Genomic DNA, 20,784 nt, shown 5'->3' with positions numbered 1-20,784 from the left:
GCCCCAAAATAGGATGACTCACCACAAAAATCGCACAAATTGCGAACAAAGAGGTTGAAATGCCATCATTCCGAAATCTTATTGACACTCATTCTCAGTTGCAATAGGATTTCGACTTAACTAATATTGAGTAAGGTTTAGACAGAGCCAATAGCCATGTATGTATGTATTTGTAAGGGCATAACTGACCGCCAGATCAAAGAGGCGATCTACGATGGCTCCACTTCGGTGAAGGCGTTGAGACGCCAATTGGGCGTTTCCTCTCAATGTGGGCGCTGCGCCGAGCAGACCAAAGAAATCATCGATGAGACTATGAGCGGGGGGATGATAGCCTCCGCCAATAGCGGGCTGTTCTACTCCGCCAGCTGACCCCCGCCAGTTCACCCTTAATATCGGTCGCAACAGTCTGGTGCGGCCGCCCCCCCAAAAACGCACCCCCAAGCCCATAGACTAAGCTGATTGCACGCAGGTGTACCCGGCGGCTTATGAAGCAGTATCTCGTACATCTCTAACGAACATCTCCACTCCAGCCTCTGGAGCGTCCCGCTGGTTATGATTCTGGCGGCCCTATCTCTCGCCGCCAGTCAATTCGACCCCCACCTAGTCGGGAATTTTATCCGCGACCGCGCCAGCTATGTCTATGCCATTCTGATCCTGCGCTCTATCAGCAGCGCAGAAAGAGGAAGCGATAACTGCGACATCAGCGTGCTAACCGCACTGGTGCTGACTTTAATCAGTGCTATCTACCTTATTTACTTTATTCACAATGTCGCACAGTCAATTCAGGTCGATAGCATTACCCACCGTATTCGCCTGGAATTTCAGCGGGCGGTAGCGCGCGAATACCCGGATTGCGATACCCCAAACTGGTGAAAAATATTTGATCCGGAGCGCCTCGATCTCGGTTCCAGCAAGGTCGGCATCCCCATCCCAGGAGAAGCTTATCCGGCGAGCAACCCCGAGCACACAATCCCCGCAATTCAGCCGGCAATACAGATCGCTATCCAACTAACTGCGGAGCAGAGCCTTGGTAGGGTATTAAGTCGGTCCGAACCGGCCAATTGCTTCACCAATTTTGCGGGAAGTTGCGCATAATTTGCAGTAGCCTTGGACTCTCTCAGTTCTCAATGCCTCACTGGAAAAAATTGTCGAATACGGCCGAACAAACAGTGTATTTATATGCCACCCGCCCAACGCACTGGCAAATAGATAAACAGGCGCTAGCGAATTATTTAAAATGCTTAGATAACGACAACCCTGCCTGTATAAAAAATAAAATTGACCAACAAACCCTTAAAGATAAATTAGCGTTTATTCAAAAAACACTGAAAGGTTGAAATACAACCCCGCAACCTAAATGAGAATTATTTTCGTTGCTATTTTTGGCCAAATTTGCGTTAAAACCCTTGTTTTTCCTGCATTCCGCAAGAAAAATTTTTTCTTGACTTGCCGCAGATCGCAACGCAAACTCGACCCCGATTGCGGCTGACAGCCTAAATAAAACCAGGCAAATCAACTAGCTGCAAAATTTAGTGACCAGCACTCTTTGGCAACTAAAAATATCAACTAATCTCTAGCGATTGATAAATAGGAATTCCCTGCAAACCCTATTGAGTTGGCAGGACTTCAGGAGCACAAGCTATGAAAGGCGACCCCAAGGTAATTGAGCACTTAAACAAAGTACTGGGTAATGAACTGGTAGCGATTAACCAGTATTTCCTGCACGCCCGCATGTACGACAACTGGGGTTTCAAAGAGCTGGGCAAACAGGAATATCACGAATCAATCGATGAGATGAAACACGCCGATTGGCTGATCGAGCGTATTCTTTTCCTCGAAGGTATTCCCAACCTGCAACACCTGGGCAAACTTCTGATCGGTGAAAATACCGAAGAGATGCTCAAGTGCGACCTGAAAATTGAGTCGAAAGCCATTCCCGACCTGCGCGAAGCTATCGCCTACTGCGAATCCGTCAGGGACTACGGCAGCCGCGAACTGCTGGAAAAAATCCTCGAATCTGAAGAGGAGCATGTAGATTGGCTGGAAACCCAACTGGAATTAATCGACAAAGTTGGTATTCAGAACTACCTGCAAACCCAGATGGAAACTGCCGCCGGCAGCTCTGGCAAATAGCTTAAGCCGTCTCACAGGCATAAAAAAACCGCAGTTGTAGCTGCGGTTTTTTTATTGTCGCAATGCCCTACCGTTTTTAGTCGGTAGCGGCACAAGAGCAAAAGCCAATATTAGCTCTCGTCTTCGCTCTCTTCTGCTGAAGCCTCATCGATCAAGGTTTTCAGCTCACCATTCTCATACATTTCCATAATGATGTCACAGCCACCGATCAACTCGCCCTTTACCCACAGCTGGGGGAATGTCGGCCAGTTCGCATATTTGGGTAGCTCAGCGCGGATATCCGGGTTGGCCAGAATATCAACGTAGGCAAAGCGCTTACCGCAAGCCATCATTGCCTGGGAGGCCCGCATGGAAAAGCCGCACTGGGGGGCGTTGGGGCTACCTTTCATGTAAAGCAGAATGGTGTTATCAGCGATCTGCTGCTTGATGTTCTCCAGTGTATCCATAAGCGTGAAAAACCTCAGGTGGTCGAAGCAAAAGTAAATATACAAGCACAATACCGCAATTCGGCATAGCGCACCGACGCTCATTGTACCCCAGCGAGGCCCGCAATAAGTACACCATAGCGCCGATGGGGCCAAAAACTGTAAATCTGCCACACTGGACACAATGTTGGAAATTGAGCCAAGCAGATAACACACACCCTATAAAGGCTGTGTTACCATTGCCTGGATCAATATAAAATGCAGATCAAAACAAAAAAACAGAATTTTCTGCGGAATGCAGATGTGTAAGACTTAAGGAGATGCCCCGGTGACCACCCCGACACTCATGCAAAACTACGGCGACCGAGCCCTCACCCTGGTGCGGGGGGAAGGCAACTATGTGTGGGATGATCAGGGGCGACGATACCTGGATGCCATCTCCGGAATCGCCGTCTGCGGTCTCGGTCACTGCCACCCCAAGGTCACCCTGGCCCTGCACGAGCAGATCCGAACCCTGTTGCACGTATCCAATCTCTACAATATTCCCGCCCAGGAACAGCTGGCCGACAAACTTGTACAGATGTCCGGTATGGACAATGTCTTTTTCTCCAATTCCGGTGCCGAGGCCAATGAAGCGGCTATTAAACTGGCGCGGCGACTGGGAAATAGCCGCAATATCGAAACCCCGCAAATCCTGGTGATGGAGGGCGCCTTTCACGGCCGCACTCTCGCCACCCTGACGGCAACCGGTAATAAAAAAGTCCAAGAGGGCTTTGGCCCCCTGCCCGAGGGGTTTCTGCGAGTTCCCTTTAACGATACCGCAGCTATCGAAAAACTGGCCGCTGAGCGCAGCGATATTGTCGCTGTGCTGGTAGAGCCGATTCAGGGCGAGGGCGGTGTGCGCCTGCCCTCTGCCAACTACCTGGGTAAATTGCGCGAGCTGTGCGATCAACACCAGTGGCTTCTGATGCTGGATGAGGTGCAGACCGGCAATGGGCGCAGCGGCAAAGTGTTTGCCTATCAGCACGCGGGTATACTGCCCGATGTCGTAACCACCGCAAAAGGACTGGGGAACGGTGTCCCCATCGGCGCCTGCCTGGCAAGAGGGGTCGCCGCACAATTATTTTCTGCCGGTACTCACGGCTCCACTTTCGGCGGCAACCCGCTCGCCTGTAGCGCAGCGCTGGCCGTACTCGACGCCCTGGAAAGCGAGTGGCTGATAGAGCGCGCCGAAGTACTGGGGCTGCGCCTGCTCCAGCAGCTACAGCAGCAACTATCCGCTTGCAGCCTGGTGAAAGAAGTGCGCGGCCTGGGGCTGATGATCGGCATCGAACTACAGCGGCCCTGCGCCGCCCTGGTAGACATGGCCCGCGAGCAGGGACTACTGATTAACATTACAGCCGGCAATGTTGTACGCCTGCTGCCCCCACTAACTCTCAGCGATGACGAGTGCCACCGATTGGCAAGCGATGTCAGTTCACTGATTCACCAGTTTGCACTGCAAGCGGTCTGATGCAAAAAAAGGAGAACGGCTTATGGCGGTCAGACATTTTCTTACCCTGACAGATTTATCCGCACAGGAACTCACACAAATTATTGAGCGCGCCATCGAATTAAAAAAACTGCGCGCACAGGGAATTACCACCGACCTTTTTCGCGGCAAAGTACTGGGGATGATTTTTGAAAAATCCTCCACCCGCACCCGCGTTTCCTTCGAGGCGGGTATGGCGCAGATGGGCGGCAGCGCCCTCTTTCTCTCCCCTCGCGATACCCAGCTGGGGCGCGGGGAGCCGGTTGAGGACAGCGCCCGGGTGATTTCCAGCATGGTGGATATGGTGATGATTCGCACCTTTGGCCACCAGGTGCTGGAGCGCTTCGCCGAGTACTCGAAAGTACCGGTGATCAATGCGCTCTCCGACAGCTACCACCCCTGCCAGCTACTCGCGGACATTCAAACCTATGTGGAGCACCGGGGCAGCCCGGAGGGCAAGGTGGTCGCCTGGGTCGGCGACGGCAACAATATGTGTCACTCCTATATCAATGCTGCGCGCCTGTGCAATTTTGAGCTGCGCATCGCCTGCCCACCGGGCTATGAGCCCGATGCCGATATTCTCGCTGCGGCCGCCGATCGCGTCACCGTGGTACACGACCCAGTCGCGGCGGTAACAGGGGCCGACTGGGTAGCCACCGATGTGTGGGCCTCCATGGGCCAGGAAACTGAACAGCAGATCCGCCTAAAAGCCTTCGAGAACTTCCTCGTGGATCACGAATTGATGAGCCATGCCAACAGCAATGCCGTCTTCATGCACTGCCTGCCGGCCCACCGAGGCGAGGAAGTCAGCGCCGAGCTTCTGGAGGACAGCAACCTGTCTGTGGTCTGGGATGAAGCCGAGAACCGCCTCCATGCACAAAAAGCCCTGATGGAATTTCTACAGGGCCACAGCCACTAGCCCGCCTAAACGATACAGCGGTTTCTACCGCTGTATCGCACCTGCCCTCTCCCCCTCATATCTTCCGGTGAGCCCCAACAGAGGCCATTGACACCAAAGTGCTCACAAAATCGCCAGATTCAACAGTTGGCACCAAAGACCCATTTACAGCCCGCCCAAGTGCCAAGATTAAATAACCGTCAGCAAACTGATTAATTGAGTACCACTTTGCTCAAAGAGCAGCCATTTGCAAATAGTTATTGCCGTTGTTAATTTACAGCGCCCAAGCTATTAAAAAAAATTGTAAGGCTTTGTACCCGATTCTCTCAGCCTGCACTCACTCCTTTGCAGCCCAGAGCTGACGGGCCCTGTCGCGAAAGTGGCTACTGACTCAGCCCCACTACCCACAATTTATCCACAAACAACTACAAAGTTATTCGCCTTGAACTGACCCGCCTACCGCATTATCTTGTAGCGCTCTCGGGGTATACCCCCTATATATTGGGGTAGGGACCTAAGAGCACCCCCATTTTATGGGGCAGATTCCGGCGCACCACCGCACTTTTTGGCGGCGGGCGTCAGGCGCTGCTTTTTTCAAAGCAGAATCAGAGGTAAGCGGGTGGAATGGAGCTTCCGCCACAGGCAACAGCTGGCACACTTTTTCAAGGAACCGGTGACAAGTCGCCTGTTTCCAGTATCCACAGCTGTGGATAAATACTGGCAAAGCGAAGGACACGCTCCGCCATGCCACGCAGTCATGTGGCCGCCGTTCATTTGAGCGCACGCGGACAGATAACAGTACAAACCTTTCGGAGATTTACATGCACACAGAGACAGGGCGCTCTCAAGCCGTGCCTGAGGAAAAATCAGGCACCTCCAGCGACCAGGCGACTGGCGGCACCACTCTGGCCGCTACTGCACCGGGCCAGATCCGCGTGATCAAGCGCAATGGCACCGTTGTCCCCTACGACGACAGTAAAATCGCTGTCGCCGTTACTAAAGCCTTTCTCGCTGTTGAAGGCGGCACTGCCGCTGCTTCCAGCCGTGTCCACGAGCAAGTTGAAGAGCTGGTCGAGCAGATCAGTACCACTTTCAAGCGCCGTATGCCCTCTGGCGGCACTATCCACATTGAGGAAATTCAAGATCAGGTAGAACTGGCCCTGATGCGTACCGGCGAGCACAAAGTTGCCCGCGACTACGTACTCTACCGCGAAGAACACGCCCGCCTGCGCGCCGAGAAAGAAAAAGCGGCCCAGAGTACGGAGCAAGCGGTCGATGCCCACCCCAGCATTCGCGTAAAGCAGGACGACGGCAGCCTGGTTCCTCTGGATATGGAGCGCCTGCGCACCGTTGTCAGTGAAGCCTGTGAAGGCCTGAAAGATGTCGACAGCGCGGCAATTCTTAACGAAGCCCTGAAAAACCTGTACGACGGCGTCTCTGAAAACGATATCAACACTGCGCTGGTTATCACTGCGCGCACTCTGGTTGAGCAGGAACCCAATTACACCTTCGCTACCGCCAGCCTGCTGCTGGACAAGCTGCGCTCCGAAGCCCTGCGCTTCCTCGGCCTGGCCGAGCGCGCCACCCAGCACGAGATGGAAAAGCTCTACGCCTCCGCCCTGCCCACCTATGTGCAAAAGGGTATCGAGCTGGACCTGTTGGACCCGGCACTGGCCACCTTCGACCTGGAAACACTCGGTAAAGCCTTAAAAGGCGAGCGCGACCACCAGTTCACTTACCTCGGCCTGCAAACTCTGTACGACCGCTACTTCCTGCACAGCGACGACATTCGTTTCGAACTGCCGCAGATCTTCTTTATGCGCGTCGCCATGGGCCTCAGCATCAACGAAGAAAACAAGAACGAGCGCGCGGTAGAGTTCTACAACCTGTTGAGCTCCTTCGACTACATGAGCTCCACCCCGACCCTGTTCAACGCCGGCACCCTGCGCCCGCAGCTGTCCTCCTGCTACCTGACCACGGTACCGGACGACCTGCACGGCATTTACGGCGCTATCCGCGATAACGCCATGCTGTCCAAGTGGGCCGGCGGCCTTGGCAACGACTGGACGCCGGTGCGCTCTCTGGGTTCCTATATCAAAGGCACCAACGGCAAGTCCCAGGGTGTTGTGCCCTTCCTGAAAGTGGCCAATGACACCGCAGTAGCCGTCAACCAGGGCGGTAAGCGCAAAGGCGCTGTGTGTGCCTACCTGGAAACCTGGCACCTGGATATCGAGGAATTCCTCGAACTGCGCAAAAACACCGGTGACGACCGCCGCCGCACCCACGATATGAACACCGCCAACTGGGTTCCCGACCTGTTTATGAAGCGCGTGTTCGAAGACAAAGAGTGGACCCTGTTCTCGCCGGCCGATTGCCCGGACCTGCACGACCTGTTCGGCACCGCTTTCGAAGAGCGTTACAACCACTACGAACAACTGGCTACCGAAGGCAAGCTGCGTCTGTTCAAGAAGATCCGCGCCCTCGACCTGTGGCGCAAGATGCTGGGCATGCTGTTCGAAACCGGCCACCCCTGGATCACCTTCAAAGACAGCTGCAACCTGCGCAGCCCGCAGCAGCACGCCGGTGTGGTACACAGCTCCAACCTGTGCACCGAGATCACTCTCAACACCAAGGCCGACGACGAAATCGCCGTATGTAACCTGGGCTCCGTCAACCTGGCTCAACATATCGGTGACAACGGCGAACTCGACCGCACCAAGCTGGCCAACACCGTAAAAACTGCGGTACGTATGCTCGATAACGTTATCGACATCAACTACTACGCGGTTGAAAGCGCACGTCAGTCCAACATGCGTCACCGCCCGGTGGGCATGGGCCTGATGGGCTTCCAGGATGCGCTGTACAAAGCCGGCATCGCCTACGCCAGCGACGAAGCCGTAGCCTTCGCCGACAGCACCATGGAAGCGATCAGTTTCGAAGCCATTTCCGCTTCCAGCGATCTGGCTGCCGAGCGCGGCAAGTACCAAACCTACGAAGGCTCCCTGTGGAGCAAAGGTGTTCTGCCACTGGATTCTATCCAGATCCTGGCCGAACAGCGCGGCCAGCAATTTATCGAACAGGACACCAGCTCCACTCTGGACTGGGACGGCCTGCGCGAAAAGGTTAAAGCCCAGGGTATGCGCAACTCCAACGTGATGGCGATCGCCCCCACCGCGACCATTGCCAATATCACCGGGGTTTCCCAGTCGATCGAACCGACTTACCAAAACCTGTATGTGAAGTCGAACCTGTCCGGCGAATTCACCGTAGTAAACCCCTACCTGGTACACGACCTGAAAGATCGCGGCCTGTGGGATCAGGTGATGGTTAACGACCTGAAATACTACGAGGGTTCTGTACAGAAAATCGATCGCGTACCAGAAGATCTGAAAGCGAAATACCGCACCGCGTTTGAAGTGGATCCGCGCTGGATTGTGGACGCCGCCAGCCGTCGCCAAAAGTGGATCGACCAGGCTCAGTCCCTGAACCTGTATATCGCCGGCGCCGACGGCAAAAAACTGGACCTGACCTATCGCATGGCCTGGTTCCGCGGTCTGAAAACCACTTACTACCTGCGCGCCCTGGCTGCCACCACCACAGAGAAATCCACTGTGAATAGCGGCACCCTGAACGCGGTAAGTGCACACGGCAACAGCAACGGCGCAGCTGCGGCGGCACCCGCTGAACAAGCAGCGCCCGCACCGGCCGCCGTGCCTCAGGCCTGCTCACTGGACGACCCGGATTGCGAGGCCTGCCAGTAAAATTTAAGCCCCTGTTTTTAAGGGGCTGCACTAACTCTCGGGGGAGAGCGTCGTAACCGCAAATGCGGGCATGACCATGCGCAGCGACCCCGGTCCACCCACTATTTAAACAAATGGTGGGGAATATCACCGGGACCGGGGATCGGCTGCGATTTCACCTCCGAGAGAAGCCAGTGCAATTGCCAGCGAAAATTCAGTGCAAATAAATGCACAAAAAGCGCAGCAAAAATTGATCTGGCACAGGATTTTCTGTGCCCAGGCGCGTTAAAAATACAAGCCTGTAAAGAATTATTACCGGTAAAAAAATACATCGGTATGCCATCCCTGGTTACGCTCAATCTGCGAGTAATACCCCAGGAAGATTTAAGAATTTTTTATCGAATTTTCGATAGTGAGACCGATCAGAAGGGCCAACTATGCTGAGCTGGGACGACATCGACACCAAGCCCCAACAACCTGAAAAAGCACCCGAACCGCAACCGGCGCCGGAGGCCCAGGCCAAACCCGTGCAGGAATCCACTTCCTACACCGCCGCTCCGGCGTCGCCTGCGGCCCAAAGCGGTTCCACTGCTGTTGAAGCCGCCCGTGCAGCAGTTGCCGATATGGACCCGGCTCCCGGCCTGGAAGAACTGGAAATGGGTGCGGCCCGTATCCAGGTAGATGAAAAGCGCATTATCAATTGCCGCGCTGACCTCAACCAGTTGGTGCCCTTTAAATACGACTGGGCCTGGCAAAAATACCTGGACGGCTGCGCCAACCACTGGATGCCCCAGGAAATTAACATGAATAAAGACGTGTCCATGTGGAAAGACCCCAACGGTCTGACCGAGGACGAGCGTCGCATCGTGGAATACTCCCTGGGTTATTTCTCCACCGCAGACTCCCTGGTTGCCAACAACCTGGTATTGGCAATCTACCGCCATATCACCAACCCGGAGTGCCGCCAGTACCTGCTGCGCCAGTCTTTTGAAGAGGCCATCCACACCCACGCCTACCAGTACTGTGTAGAGTCTCTGGGCATGGACGAGGGCGAAGTCTTCAATATGTACCGCGAAGTGCCCGCAGTGGCCAAAAAAGCGGCCTGGAGCCTGTCCCACACCCAGGCCATCGGCGATCCCAACTTCAAAACCGGCACTGTTGAATCCGACCAGGAGCTGCTGCGCAACCTGATCGCCTTCTACGCCGTCACCGAAGGCATCTTCTTCTACTGCGGCTTCAGCCAGATCCTGTCCATGGGTCGCCGCAACAAAATGACTGGTGTTGCCGAGCAGTTCCAATACATTCTGCGCGACGAGTCTATGCACCTGAACTTCGGCATCGACGTCATCAACCAGATTAAACTGGAAAATCCACACCTGTGGACGGCGGAGTTCCAGCAGGAAGTGACCCAGATGATTCTCGAAGGTATGGAGCTCGAAGTGGCCTACGCCCGCGATACTATGCCCCGTGGCGTACTGGGTATGAATGCGAATATGATGGAGGAGTACCTCCAGTTTATCGCCAACCGCCGTCTCAGCCAGCTGGGTCTGAAAGAGCAGTTCCCGGGCGCGCAGAACCCATTCCCATGGATGTCTGAAATTATGGACCTGCGCAAAGAGAAAAACTTCTTTGAAACTCGCGTTATTGAGTATCAAACTGGCGGCGCACTACAGTGGTAAGCGCCTCCCAGTCAGCGAATTACTAAAAAGGAAAAAGTAGTCGCTCACAGGAAGAGAAGTATTGAAACGGGCTTAACGCCCGTTTTTTTTATCCTGTGACAATCGGCTCGATAAGCCCCTCCTACATTATTTTATTGGCAGCCGTGATCACCTTTTGTCTTCAATGGTTTCTTAACTGTCAAGCCAGCGCCGAAAGGCAGAACTTCTAGTCTTACTCGTTACTAATGGCTCATTCAGGCCGGAAAGGTATATCGCCAGAGTATCCTTACCATAAGCTTCAAAGCGCTGCACATACTCAATATTGACAATATCGCTGCGATTGATCCGAATAAATTTTTGTGGGTCTAGCTGAGCCTCAAGGTCAGTCACAGATTGCTGTATCAAAGCGTGACTCAGCCCACTCTGGTGATAAGCAAAGATAATACCTCGCTCCGCCCGCAGACAAACAATATCCTTCACCCATAAGACTTCCATACCCTGCCGCTTTCTCAATAGAAACCTATCCCTAAAGCTTGTGCGGGGTTCTTCCTGATTAGTGTTTCCACCTATAAAACTATCTTTTAACTGCTCGAAAGCCAACATAGCACTCGTAAAGCGTTTATAAGAAAATGGCTTAAGTAAATACTCAACCCCCATATTTTGGAAAGCATTCATCCAATAGGCATCATAAGCCGTGGTGTATATTATCGGGCAAGGTAAATCAATTTCACCTAACGCATGAAAAACAGAGCCATCGAGTAGCTCTATATCTGAAAAAATAAGATCCAGCGACACCCCCTCAAGAAAAAATTCTCGCACTTTCTCTACTTTATCCAGGGGCCCCAGAATTTTTGCCTGGGGATCATGTTTCAGTATATATCCCTTGAGCTTCTCAGCAGCTAGCGGCTCATCCTCTATTAATAGAATATTCATTCGATACTGTATTAATTGCCAATCAATGGAAGACGCAGCATAAAATCACCATCCCGCTTTATCACCTCTACCGATCTACCCAAAATTGCCTCAGATCTGACCTTCAAATTACTTAGCCCTACTTTTTGAGAGAGACTGCCAGTAACTTTTGGTCTAATTTTGTTGCTAACCTCAAGCCAGCGATCAACAATTTCAACCTTAATCGACAACGGATTTTCCTTATCTCCCTGATTGTGCTTAACCACATTTTCTAACGCCAACTGGAGAGAGCAAGGTAAAGTTGCATACTGGGATCGCACCGTCTCCCCACACTGAATATCCAACTTATAGGCGTTGGAAAATCGCTGAGTCAACAGTGACATATAATCATCTGCAAAAGCAAGCTCCCGCTCAAGACTTATTGTCTTACAATTATGACCATCCAAGATATAACGATAGATATTCGTAAACCTGTCGAGAAACTCATCAGCCTCCTCCGGCCTCGAAGCAATAAGCGCAGACAGAATATTGAGATTATTAAACAGAAAGTGGGGGTCCAGTTTCTGCTGCATCACCTCAAGTTGCTTTTCCAGCAGTAATTTCTGCACTCTCTCTAAGTCTAGCTGCCGAGCATTAATCCCCTCAACCAGCTGAAAGGCAATAACTGCACCGCTATTTAGTGCATGTAGCATAAGTAAACTTATTGACAGCAAGAGCACATGCCTCCCATCTATCACCTGCAAACCGAAGGCAAACTCTAAAAATAAGGTAAGAGCTATTGAAGCAAACAGGTAAAAGGAACAGCTAAGTATAAAAACTTTTATACACTTTTTAGCGGGTATCGCTGTATTTTCCTGTTTTGACACTATCGCCTTATAGGCTTTCAAGGTTAACCACTGGGAGAAAAAACACTGTAGCGCAATCCAAAAGGGCGCATCATAGTGTACCACAATAGGATTTCCCGGAGCAGCTTTTAGAAAGGCTGAATACAAGACAACCAAAATTGAAAAGCATAGGGTCAATATAATAGTGGCTGCCTTTTGCATTCTTATCGTTAACTCACTTACTGTGGAAGACTCATAATAACCTGCCCATTAACATCGAGAAACTCTAATTTTGCCTCTCCGTCCTTGGTAACTATTAGCTGTATACGTTTTTTCCCATCTGCATCGTTAAGCTGAAGTTTTGAATCTCCGTTTAACGTACCATAAAAGGCCCTTCTCGTTCCCCCAAGCTTCTCCTCTTTATACCGCCTCAAAATTTGCGCTACCCGCTCCCTGTCATTGCGTTTTTTGGCCTCAGTAAGCTCCTTGGACAACTCAAAATCCATATCCTGAGCTGGGCGATCCATTACTGTAAGGCCGGTTACCATATAGTCCAATTGTTCAATATGCTGAACCATAAGTGTTTGATCTTGGTTATACCGATCAAAGGAGAGATGCAACCCATGGCTGGTCTCATCGCCAGTTTGCCCGCCTCGAAATATAAATCCTCCATTTTCAGTCCCCTCATCGTTATAAAAAATCATTCCAGGCCTAGGAGAGGAGGGACGAAAGACCTCCCCACCTAGCTTTTCAACTCCCGGGGCCCTGTCTGAGTTTGCCAAAACCATACGTTTTAGCCCGCTTTTCTCTACAATATTTATCCTCTCAACAGAAATCTCTTCAAATTCAACTGAGCGATTATTCAGCCCTATATATATCCCTAGGCTAACTACACTTAGCACCAACAACACATTAAACTTGCCCTGATAACTTGGTACTTTTTCTTGGTTTTTCATATTGATTACCCTGCCTTTTTCAAGCTAAAGGTTATGGGCTAAAGCGCAAGCGTGGGAGAGGAAAATGATGAGCAGGGGGAGAGTTCTAATGAACAGGGGGAAAATGGGGACAAGGTTCGCAGCCAAAATGGCATTTTAACAACAAAAGCCAAACCAACTTACCACCTATCCAATATCGAAGTTGGCAAGAGTGTCATCACCCGACCATAAAGCACTCTCACTGTACTACTTTACCGAATTACGGCAGCTGAGCTTTTCAGGTAAAACGATAGGTCTATTCAGATAGGTCCATCAAGATACCGCCATAAGCAGAGATCTCAAAGCTGACTGTGCCCTTCCCCCCTTGCCTACGGCAATAGCACAGGCAATTACTACCGACAGCCTTACCAATTCACCAGTGATTCACCCCTTATCGATCGGGAAATCGCACCGGGTATAAAACCGGCGCCAGAAGGGCTTCACCGGCACGCCTGAGCCTCAAGAATACGGACAGACTAAAAGCTCCATAACCGTATTACTAACTTATCGAAGGAACTCTTAGCCAACTCCCCATATAAAAATAGATTTAAGTTCTAGCTGGACCGCCATTTGTTACCAGTGGCAGTAGCCTGGCAATTAAAACAATTTGGATACGATCTATTGTTGGCGCATAATACCCTGAACTGGCAAGTCTGGCAGCTGTCCCGTCTTACTTGAGGAGGCCTCCCAAAGTCTACCTCCCTTGAAACTCGTGAATGTGAATTTATCTATGAGCACCCCTGATTTAAACCAAATTATTGATCTCGACTGTGAAGACCGCTACGAACACTTTTTGAGTGTGACTGGAGAGGAACGGGAGGTCTGGATATTGGTTGATAGCCAAAACTGTTTCCTAAAAATTCATACCGATGAAGATGGTGGTTTCGAATACCTACCAGTATGGCCAAGTGCCGAGCTTGCCTGCGCTTATGCCGAAAATGAAGCGGGACTTACCCCAAAAAGTATCCCTCTGCCACAGTTCTTGAACAAGTGGCTGCCCGGCTTAAAAAATGACAATATTGAAATCGGTATATTCCCGGCACCGGACAAAAGTGTCTGGATTACCAATTCAGAGGAATTGGGCAGTGACTTGCGTGAGGAACTCAATAACTTCTAAGTTATCTCACAGCTTATGTAATAGCCACTTTGCAAGAAGTGGCTACCTAACCTATTAATTAAATTAGTTCAGAGCAAATCCAATCTTACTGGGAAAGTAAATCATCCAGCGCAACAAATCCTGAAAATATAACCTCTAATAGGGCAGTATTTTTCTAGACCCCAAAGAATCTTAATCCAGCAACAAGGCAGATAAGCTCAGCCCTGCGAACCTTTTATATTGCCGAGCAGCATCGCATTTGAAAATATAGACCGGAATATAATCAGCCCGTTAATCTATGCATTACGACGATTCCTGGAGCGCTCAGGTATAAAAAAGGCACAAACTATCGAGGAACGTCAGAGATACAACCTTATAGTTACCCAACTACGGCACACAGAAACTAAAAAGCCCGCTTAAAGCGGGCTTTTTATCAGCAGCCGAGTTGCTTACTCGGTACAGGCGGCGATACGGCCAGCTGTGTTCTTGCCCGCACCACAGTCCAGACCATCGGGAATACCGGTGTAATCTGGAGCCATAATACCGCCATTGCGCTGAGCGTCATGGTCGGTGTAAATGCTCGCCAAGTTGTAGGAGCGCGCGGTGCCTTTACTATCGTTGTCGCAGGAGAAAATAGCACTTCCGTAAGCAACACCCAGGAAAGTCTTGTATTCCTTCAGGTTTGACCACAGGTTGCGCTTGGCAGAGCCGGAGCAGTTCATCTGGGAAGCCAGGTTAATATAGCCATCATCCTCACCACTCAACAACAGAGAGGTAGCACTCTCGATACCCGGGAAGCCCGCATAGCCGCCGATAGTGTAAACCGGCGCTGCCAGGTTGGTACCGACATAGTTGCGCACAGCATAGACATCATTGGTTTGCAGATAGCGAACCGCCGAACACTCACGGCCAATAAACCAATCGTTGATCAGATCTTCGACCCAGCTGCCGTTACATAGACGGTCAACACCCTCGGTTCCAGTGATTGCACCACCGGTAGTAAAGATCGCTGCGATACCGTTAATAGCGGAGTCAAAATCCACTTCAACCGCATAGTCATCATTCAAGCCGGCAACGTTAACGGTTTCGGTTTCAGTTTTACAGCTCTTCCAGAACCAGGAACCACTACAAACCTCTGAGGTTGTTGTCTCGGTATTGGAATCGTACTGGTTGTAAGCGCGGTTATAATAGGGAGAGCCCTCTACCGCATTACCTGCGAGATACATCATCTGAGTCGCACCCTGGCTGTGTGCGATCACATAGAAAGTATCATCCGCAGCACACTGGTTTTCATGCTCGAAATCATCGCCTTCGCCATTGCGAATAGCGATAATCTGCCGGGCAATTTCACCTGCTGTTCCGTCGTGCCAATAGGGCATTTCGCCTTCATCGGTGGAGTTGTAACCTACCACACCGTAGTTTCCACCATTTACAAGCAGCTGCTCAATAAAGTCGCTCCCCGCATACTCATCAAAGTAAGTGCTACTCCAATAGTCTAAAGCCGGTTGCTCAAGGTTGCCCTGAGAGTCAATACGCTGCTTGATATGGCCCTCTTCACCGTGGCCGTGAACCAAGATGTAACAGTTGTCCGCACTCGCAGACGTCGATCCCAGGAACCCTGCCAATAGTAGGGAGAAGCTCGCACCCAGTCGCTGATAACGTGTCATTGTGATGTCCTTTTATTTTGCTCAGGCTTGATCCCAATTTTTTAAATTGTCTTTTTATATTGCCGAGACTGTTTTATGGCCTGCGAAAGGTATCCGGTTAATAAGCGCCAAGAATATGACTAATAGCGCCATATGGATCTTTAGGGCGACAAGTAGGGTGACCAATCGGTCAGAAATTTGGAGAAAACCTATCCTGATATGACCCAGTTTTGAAGCATCTAGCCTACTAAATCACTGTCACAAGAAAGCAAATCGATAGATAAGTGAGCGCTCCCTTACGGGGTTTAACCTCCCCCGGAAAGGTAGTTTATTTATAGAAGGGCACCTTACACTTTGTATAGATTTTAGCCAGCGTCAAACAAGGCGGGGGCAATTGCCCGGCTCCCATTTGTTACAGCGGCCACATTACAGGAGGCGTTTCTGAATAGCCCGCAATCTGTATGGAGGCTTTGATCAGGATGAAAAGATGTATATAAAAATCGGAGTGAGCACTAACAAGCAAAGGCACGGGGTACTGTAATGCTACTCCCATGTTTTAAGCGTTTAATATCAGAACCAGTGTAAATTAACTTGCGCTGGAAAAGTACGCCGCTGGCAAGGGGAGGCCCCCTTGCCAATTGACATATCAAACGGAAGAATTAATTAACGCTATTCGAATGATAAATCAGCGCCTGCCAAGTATTTTGCTGACCGCTTATATAGTTGTCATAAGTTGGATTCTTAATATAAGTCCAAGCCACTTTGCCCTCTCCTAAATACATAGGCTCATCCAGGCCACCCCAACCATAGTTTGGTAGTTCCATAGGTCCTTCGAGCACATTGAGATCCGCATCAATTTCCATGACGTAGTAAGCTTTTGGTACTAACAGTCGTTTAGAACCGTTATCAGCATAAATACGGTTATAGGCAAGGTTGTCGGAGATACACTGGAATTTTGCATAACCCAATAGATAGCGCCCATTTTTCAAGTCGATAAGCTGTGGATCACTTATTTGACAATCATCATCCGCCACTAACCAATTAAAACCCTGCCCTTCCATACTGCCTGTAGAACTGACCCTGGCAATACCAATACGGGTTAAAGAGCTAGAGTCTAATGCATCACCAGAATACAGGCCCTGCCTAGTCATTGTGGGAAAACTATCATCATCTTCCCAATAGCTATAACTCATATAAGACAGGAAACAGTTTGTCGTATCGTAATCTGCACAATCTTCATCAAAGGGACCCTCGGCAGACAGGTCAACACCGACTTCATCCTCTAAGAACCTATCCATATCTGCATCTGCAATATATTTAGGTGAGACAATCAGTGACAAGTTGGTATTGGCATCTACAGGCACCACCGTATGACCTCCGCCGTTAGAAACCATAACAGAGGTAGCAGGTACAAAATGATTAAAGCGGCCTTCAGTAGAGGAACTGGATGTTTCCATCTTCACCGCAATAGTGCCCAGTTGCCCATGGGTACTGCCGATCCAGTCATTCCAATCGCTAGTACAAATTGCTCCAAACATTTCATTATCCGGATTATAGAACGAGCGAATATTTATCACATGACCATCGCCGCAGGCCCAATACCAGCCACGATTATCCGTGCTACTCATATCCAGAGACCAATTGTCTCGATCTATGACGGTCAAACCCGCTGAATAATGGGAACTCCCATAGCCATCAAATACCCGTGCAGAAACAGAGAAACCGTAGCTGCTGCGCCCCTGGCTATCCTCTTCAACATAAAGTAATTCTTGTGCACCAAGGTGCGTTCCACCGTGCATTTTATTCACTACATAGGTATCAGGCACTTCACTTAACTGCTGGTTTTCCCACTCCAACAGCCAAATTTGTTCGTTGTAGCTGTAACTGGCATCTCGAATATACTGGAGCAAATCATTGTAATCGCCAGAGGCAAGATTGGAGATGATATAATCCATTTCCTCTTGCATATCAGATCCTTTAATCGTGCTAAAGGACGGTGAATCTCCAAAGTCAGTATCCGGAAAATTCGCCTCCAAACCTGCAAGAAAATCATCAAAAGTCAGCGTGGCATGCCCGGTAAAAAACTCGATATATTCACTGTGATTGGTCGCAACCAAAAGACCTATTTCATTAGCGATGCGGGATTCGATGGTGTCAATATTGTCTTCCATTTTCATCCAGGTTGAGCCATATTGCTCAACAAGGTCAGCCTCTACATCATAGCGCTCACTGGCTTGGTATTCCGTATTACACAATACTGCTACAGTGGAACAATCTGAACTCACTGCCACACCATGAGATTCATAGCACTGTTTTAACAATGTGGCATTGCCTGTGGGCTCAAAACTGGAAGTTGCAGGGTCGTACTGCAACTCATAAATAGAACCGTAAGTGGTATCCTCAACACCGGTCCCCTCGGCTAAAGTAGTGGAAACAAACATTCTCGGGGTATCGGTATCGATTGCACAAGTGGCTGTATAATTTCGGATAGGGATATCAATATCCTCTTCATCCTGCTCTCCATCGGTACGCGCAATATAGTGTGCCATCTGATATACCTCTCGGGCATTATTCATGCCCTCGGGTAAAGTGACATCAACAGCCGTCAACGATGCAAACCCCAAGTCAGTAATTTCCACATCCCCCAGTACAACAGTAGTGCCGACATTATCAGAGATCGGGGTATCTTCACTATCAGATGATCCCTGGCCACCACTACTATCTTGACTACCGCTACTGTCTTGATCACTATCTGTAGAGGAGGTATCCGTTTCCGCAGAGGAACCCCCACCACCTCCACATGCAGCCAACAATAGCATCAAAGAAAACGCCAATATTTTCTTATTTATTAGTAAACCCATTCGTTCTGCCCAACTTATATATCACTAAAATATTTTATTATTTACTTGCTGCCATCAATTGGTCAGGTATTTCCAATCTCAGAGCCGGCGTGAACTTTAAAATGATGTAATCGTTTTTCTGTGAAGCAGTTTTAGAAATGCTTTGGGAGTGATCAGCGGCCATCACACACCGATAAACGGTACTCGTTTACCGGATCGATAAAGCATGACTACTCAGGCAAAACTTAGCGATAGCTTAAGGGATAACCAACTTAATAAATTGTTACAACCGTAACAATTCGCTGACAATAAAGAAAACCGCTATAGTCTTGTCAAACCACTCTGAGATGGCCATCCTCTAACATCTCAAATACTCATAATATGGAAGTGTCAACATGAAAAGACTTGCCCTCTTAGCTACACTCATCATTCCCAGCTTTGCACTGGCAACACCTGAAATTACAGGCAGTCCACAAGACTTGCGCGGTCTGATTTATCCAGAGTCAAAAATTGTCACACTGCATGGCAGCGCAGAAGAAACAGCGTATTCAGATCAAGCCATTGTGAATGTTATTGTAACCACTCAAGAACCCCGCCTGTCAGATGCTATTGCCAATAACAGTGCTCTGCGTGAGCAGTTAACTCGCAGTTTGGTCGAAGCTGGTATTGATAGAGGAAAAATCAAGAACTCAAAGTTCTCATCTTCCCCTCAGTTTGGCTGGTTAGGCAAGAATCCATCCAGCTATAAAGTGATCAATCGGGTGGCAATCACCATTGATCAGGAGAATCATTTGCAAGCTATCGCACAGTTAACCGATGAAAATAAAGAAATCGAGATAGTGAGCACTTCATTTGAGCATTCAAAAGTTTCTGAATATACAAAGAAAGTACAATCCAAAGCATTGGCAAAAATTATGGAGCAAAAAGCAGACTATGAAGGCACGCTTGGCATTCAGTTAACGCCGGTGAATATCCGCACAAGAAGCCTCGGCTATCATGGTACAGCCGGTGCCGATGCTGTAGAGGAGGTTGTCGTTACAGCTGCCAGAGCTAGAAGTAGCGGGTTGAAAGACAGCACTTCACGGACCTATATAGAAAGAGAGACCAGCTCTTTCGATGAAGTTCAATATGAGGCTTCACTGTCAGTAGATTTTCAAGTGACGCCAGCGAATGTAGCTGATTAATTCTTTATCAACCGATAACATTGGCAGAAGTCTCTACAATATGGACTCCTGCCAACCTATGCCCCCACTAACTCTCTCAACCTACAGAGAGGGATAAGATCTGGCTAATCTCATTCAAACTGCGCTTAGACTGGGACTGCCAGATTTCAATTGCTTCTTTCAAAGCTGCCCAATCCTTCTTAGAGGAGGGAGATTTATCAACAACCCCCTCTCGAATCAGCGCGCGAATCGTATCGCTGGCAAAAACCAAGGTGTCGATCCCCATACGCCTTAAAAATACTTGTGCGGTTTTCCCCCCTAGACGATCTCCACCTTTCCTCAGGTACTGAAGGTTTTCAATATAGTTAGCGGTATTCCAATTAGAGAAATACTCCCCCAGACTCCCGTGTTCATTTGAGATATGCCAAAAGAAGTCTGCATTTCTCTGAATAGAGCGGGTTTTAGTCCAGTGCTTAATCATCCCTTCCTGCCGCATCAGGTCATCCAAAGCCTCCTCCGGTAGGCGACGACAGAAAGAAGCATCAAAACCATAAAAGATCCTCTCTATATCCGGCCATTTTTTTTCAACGACCTTCCAATTAAAACCAGCTTGAAAAACCGCACGAGATACCGCTGACAACCACTGGTTATCGGGTATCTCTTTTAAGAACTGTGCGGATTTAGGCTTAATCAGCCTTTCCTGAAGACCACCTAACCCGCCAAAACGATCAATAACCGGCGCCTCAATAGCAGAAAATTCGCGCATAACTTATAGCTTCCAAAAGATCTCCCTATATTCTACGCCGACAATTGAAAATTCAAAACAAGAGATGTTTTTGTAAAGGAGTATAAATAGCAATGTGCGATCAGCTCGACCTAAGAGATTGGTAAAATCAATTGATTTTATCTGACTCTACCGGAAATAATCCACAAAAAAAAGGGGA

18 protein-coding genes are annotated in these 20,784 nt (G+C 49.5%); 11 read left to right on the top strand and 7 right to left on the bottom strand.

What is annotated here, in order from left to right; genetic code table 11:
• Positions 1–156: 156 nt before the first annotated feature.
• From ACJJIK_RS20735 to bfr, 4 genes are all read left to right on the top strand, one after another.
• Positions 157–369 (top strand): bacterioferritin-associated ferredoxin, encoded by a 213-nt coding sequence (locus tag ACJJIK_RS20735; RefSeq protein WP_444930115.1) that lies wholly within the window; start codon positions 157–159, stop codon positions 367–369.
• 126 nt (positions 370–495) lie between these two features.
• The gene (locus ACJJIK_RS20730) at positions 496–873 is read left to right on the top strand and encodes a DUF2254 family protein (RefSeq protein WP_444945092.1); all 378 of its coding nucleotides are present in this window, start codon (positions 496–498) and stop codon (positions 871–873) included.
• Positions 874–1,127: 254 nt separating this feature from the next.
• On the top strand, positions 1,128–1,337 hold the full coding sequence (locus tag ACJJIK_RS20725; RefSeq protein WP_444943725.1) for a hypothetical protein: 210 nt from the start codon (positions 1,128–1,130) through the stop codon (positions 1,335–1,337).
• Between the two features lie 304 nt (positions 1,338–1,641).
• On the top strand, positions 1,642–2,133 hold the full coding sequence (bfr, locus tag ACJJIK_RS20720) for a bacterioferritin (RefSeq protein ID WP_444930112.1): 492 nt from the start codon (positions 1,642–1,644) through the stop codon (positions 2,131–2,133).
• 110 nt (positions 2,134–2,243) lie between these two features.
• On the opposite strand, the gene grxD is transcribed toward bfr, so the two are convergent.
• Positions 2,244–2,579 (bottom strand): Grx4 family monothiol glutaredoxin, encoded by a 336-nt coding sequence (gene grxD, locus ACJJIK_RS20715; RefSeq protein ID WP_444930111.1) that lies wholly within the window; start codon positions 2,577–2,579, stop codon positions 2,244–2,246.
• Positions 2,580–2,886: 307 nt separating this feature from the next.
• On the opposite strand from grxD, the gene ACJJIK_RS20710 reads away from it, so the two are divergent.
• The 4 genes from ACJJIK_RS20710 (at position 2,887) to ACJJIK_RS20695 (ending at position 10,406) form a co-directional block, all read left to right on the top strand.
• The gene (locus tag ACJJIK_RS20710) at positions 2,887–4,071 is read left to right on the top strand and encodes an aspartate aminotransferase family protein (RefSeq protein WP_444943724.1); all 1,185 of its coding nucleotides are present in this window, start codon (positions 2,887–2,889) and stop codon (positions 4,069–4,071) included.
• 22 nt (positions 4,072–4,093) lie between these two features.
• Positions 4,094–5,008, top strand: coding sequence for an ornithine carbamoyltransferase (gene argF / locus ACJJIK_RS20705; RefSeq protein ID WP_444943723.1), 915 nt, complete (start codon positions 4,094–4,096; stop codon positions 5,006–5,008).
• 800 nt (positions 5,009–5,808) lie between these two features.
• Positions 5,809–8,748, top strand: a complete 2,940-nt coding sequence (locus tag ACJJIK_RS20700) for a ribonucleoside-diphosphate reductase subunit alpha (RefSeq protein ID WP_444943722.1) — start codon at positions 5,809–5,811, stop codon at positions 8,746–8,748.
• Positions 8,749–9,164: 416 nt separating this feature from the next.
• Positions 9,165–10,406, top strand: a complete 1,242-nt coding sequence (locus ACJJIK_RS20695) for a ribonucleotide-diphosphate reductase subunit beta (protein WP_444896444.1) — start codon at positions 9,165–9,167, stop codon at positions 10,404–10,406.
• A 171-nt stretch (positions 10,407–10,577) separates the two neighbouring features.
• On the opposite strand, the gene ACJJIK_RS20690 is transcribed toward ACJJIK_RS20695, so the two are convergent.
• The 3 genes from ACJJIK_RS20690 to ACJJIK_RS20680 are packed head-to-tail and all read right to left on the bottom strand — an operon-like array spanning position 10,578 to position 13,077.
• Complete coding sequence (locus ACJJIK_RS20690; RefSeq protein WP_444930107.1) at positions 10,578–11,318, bottom strand: LytR/AlgR family response regulator transcription factor; 741 nt, start codon at positions 11,316–11,318, stop codon at positions 10,578–10,580.
• Between the two features lie 11 nt (positions 11,319–11,329).
• Positions 11,330–12,343 (bottom strand): sensor histidine kinase, encoded by a 1,014-nt coding sequence (locus tag ACJJIK_RS20685; RefSeq protein WP_444930106.1) that lies wholly within the window; start codon positions 12,341–12,343, stop codon positions 11,330–11,332.
• A 17-nt stretch (positions 12,344–12,360) separates the two neighbouring features.
• Positions 12,361–13,077 carry a hypothetical protein gene (locus ACJJIK_RS20680; protein WP_444930105.1) on the bottom strand — a complete coding sequence of 239 codons (717 nt, stop codon included), beginning with the start codon at positions 13,075–13,077 and terminating at the stop codon, positions 12,361–12,363.
• A 51-nt stretch (positions 13,078–13,128) separates the two neighbouring features.
• Between ACJJIK_RS20680 and ACJJIK_RS20675 the strand changes: the two genes are divergently transcribed.
• Positions 13,129–13,287, top strand: coding sequence for a hypothetical protein (locus ACJJIK_RS20675; protein WP_444930104.1), 159 nt, complete (start codon positions 13,129–13,131; stop codon positions 13,285–13,287).
• Positions 13,288–13,825: 538 nt separating this feature from the next.
• Positions 13,826–14,212, top strand: a complete 387-nt coding sequence (locus ACJJIK_RS20670) for a DUF2750 domain-containing protein (RefSeq protein WP_444930103.1) — start codon at positions 13,826–13,828, stop codon at positions 14,210–14,212.
• A 428-nt stretch (positions 14,213–14,640) separates the two neighbouring features.
• On the opposite strand, the gene ACJJIK_RS20665 is transcribed toward ACJJIK_RS20670, so the two are convergent.
• The gene (locus tag ACJJIK_RS20665; protein ID WP_444930102.1) at positions 14,641–15,858 is read right to left on the bottom strand and encodes a hypothetical protein; all 1,218 of its coding nucleotides are present in this window, start codon (positions 15,856–15,858) and stop codon (positions 14,641–14,643) included.
• 638 nt (positions 15,859–16,496) lie between these two features.
• Complete coding sequence (locus ACJJIK_RS20660; protein ID WP_444930101.1) at positions 16,497–18,698, bottom strand: hypothetical protein; 2,202 nt, start codon at positions 18,696–18,698, stop codon at positions 16,497–16,499.
• Positions 18,699–19,072: 374 nt separating this feature from the next.
• On the opposite strand from ACJJIK_RS20660, the gene ACJJIK_RS20655 reads away from it, so the two are divergent.
• Positions 19,073–19,861 carry an SIMPL domain-containing protein gene (locus ACJJIK_RS20655; protein WP_444930100.1) on the top strand — a complete coding sequence of 263 codons (789 nt, stop codon included), beginning with the start codon at positions 19,073–19,075 and terminating at the stop codon, positions 19,859–19,861.
• Between the two features lie 76 nt (positions 19,862–19,937).
• On the opposite strand, the gene ACJJIK_RS20650 is transcribed toward ACJJIK_RS20655, so the two are convergent.
• Positions 19,938–20,606, bottom strand: a complete 669-nt coding sequence (locus tag ACJJIK_RS20650; RefSeq protein ID WP_444930099.1) for a DNA-3-methyladenine glycosylase I — start codon at positions 20,604–20,606, stop codon at positions 19,938–19,940.
• Positions 20,607–20,784 lie beyond the last annotated feature (178 nt).

The organism is Microbulbifer regidiadema (SeqCode), assembly GCF_052466995.1.
Note: the sequence above shows the minus strand (reverse complement) of the source record. Positions and strands in the feature narration are given on the sequence as shown.

Coding starts and splice junctions, on each gene's coding strand:
- ACJJIK_RS20735 (WP_444930115.1), top strand. CDS start 157: ATGTATGTATGTATTTGTAAGGGCATAACTGACCGCCAGATCAAAGAG.
- ACJJIK_RS20725 (WP_444943725.1), top strand. CDS start 1,128: ATGCCTCACTGGAAAAAATTGTCGAATACGGCCGAACAAACAGTGTAT.
- bfr (WP_444930112.1), top strand. CDS start 1,642: ATGAAAGGCGACCCCAAGGTAATTGAGCACTTAAACAAAGTACTGGGT.
- grxD (WP_444930111.1), bottom strand. CDS start 2,579: ATGGATACACTGGAGAACATCAAGCAGCAGATCGCTGATAACACCATT.
- argF (WP_444943723.1), top strand. CDS start 4,094: ATGGCGGTCAGACATTTTCTTACCCTGACAGATTTATCCGCACAGGAA.
- ACJJIK_RS20700 (WP_444943722.1), top strand. CDS start 5,809: ATGCACACAGAGACAGGGCGCTCTCAAGCCGTGCCTGAGGAAAAATCA.
- ACJJIK_RS20695 (WP_444896444.1), top strand. CDS start 9,165: ATGCTGAGCTGGGACGACATCGACACCAAGCCCCAACAACCTGAAAAA.
- ACJJIK_RS20690 (WP_444930107.1), bottom strand. CDS start 11,318: ATGAATATTCTATTAATAGAGGATGAGCCGCTAGCTGCTGAGAAGCTC.
- ACJJIK_RS20685 (WP_444930106.1), bottom strand. CDS start 12,343: ATGCAAAAGGCAGCCACTATTATATTGACCCTATGCTTTTCAATTTTG.
- ACJJIK_RS20680 (WP_444930105.1), bottom strand. CDS start 13,077: ATGAAAAACCAAGAAAAAGTACCAAGTTATCAGGGCAAGTTTAATGTG.
- ACJJIK_RS20670 (WP_444930103.1), top strand. CDS start 13,826: ATGAGCACCCCTGATTTAAACCAAATTATTGATCTCGACTGTGAAGAC.
- ACJJIK_RS20665 (WP_444930102.1), bottom strand. CDS start 15,858: ATGACACGTTATCAGCGACTGGGTGCGAGCTTCTCCCTACTATTGGCA.
- ACJJIK_RS20660 (WP_444930101.1), bottom strand. CDS start 18,698: ATGGGTTTACTAATAAATAAGAAAATATTGGCGTTTTCTTTGATGCTA.
- ACJJIK_RS20655 (WP_444930100.1), top strand. CDS start 19,073: ATGAAAAGACTTGCCCTCTTAGCTACACTCATCATTCCCAGCTTTGCA.
- ACJJIK_RS20650 (WP_444930099.1), bottom strand. CDS start 20,606: ATGCGCGAATTTTCTGCTATTGAGGCGCCGGTTATTGATCGTTTTGGC.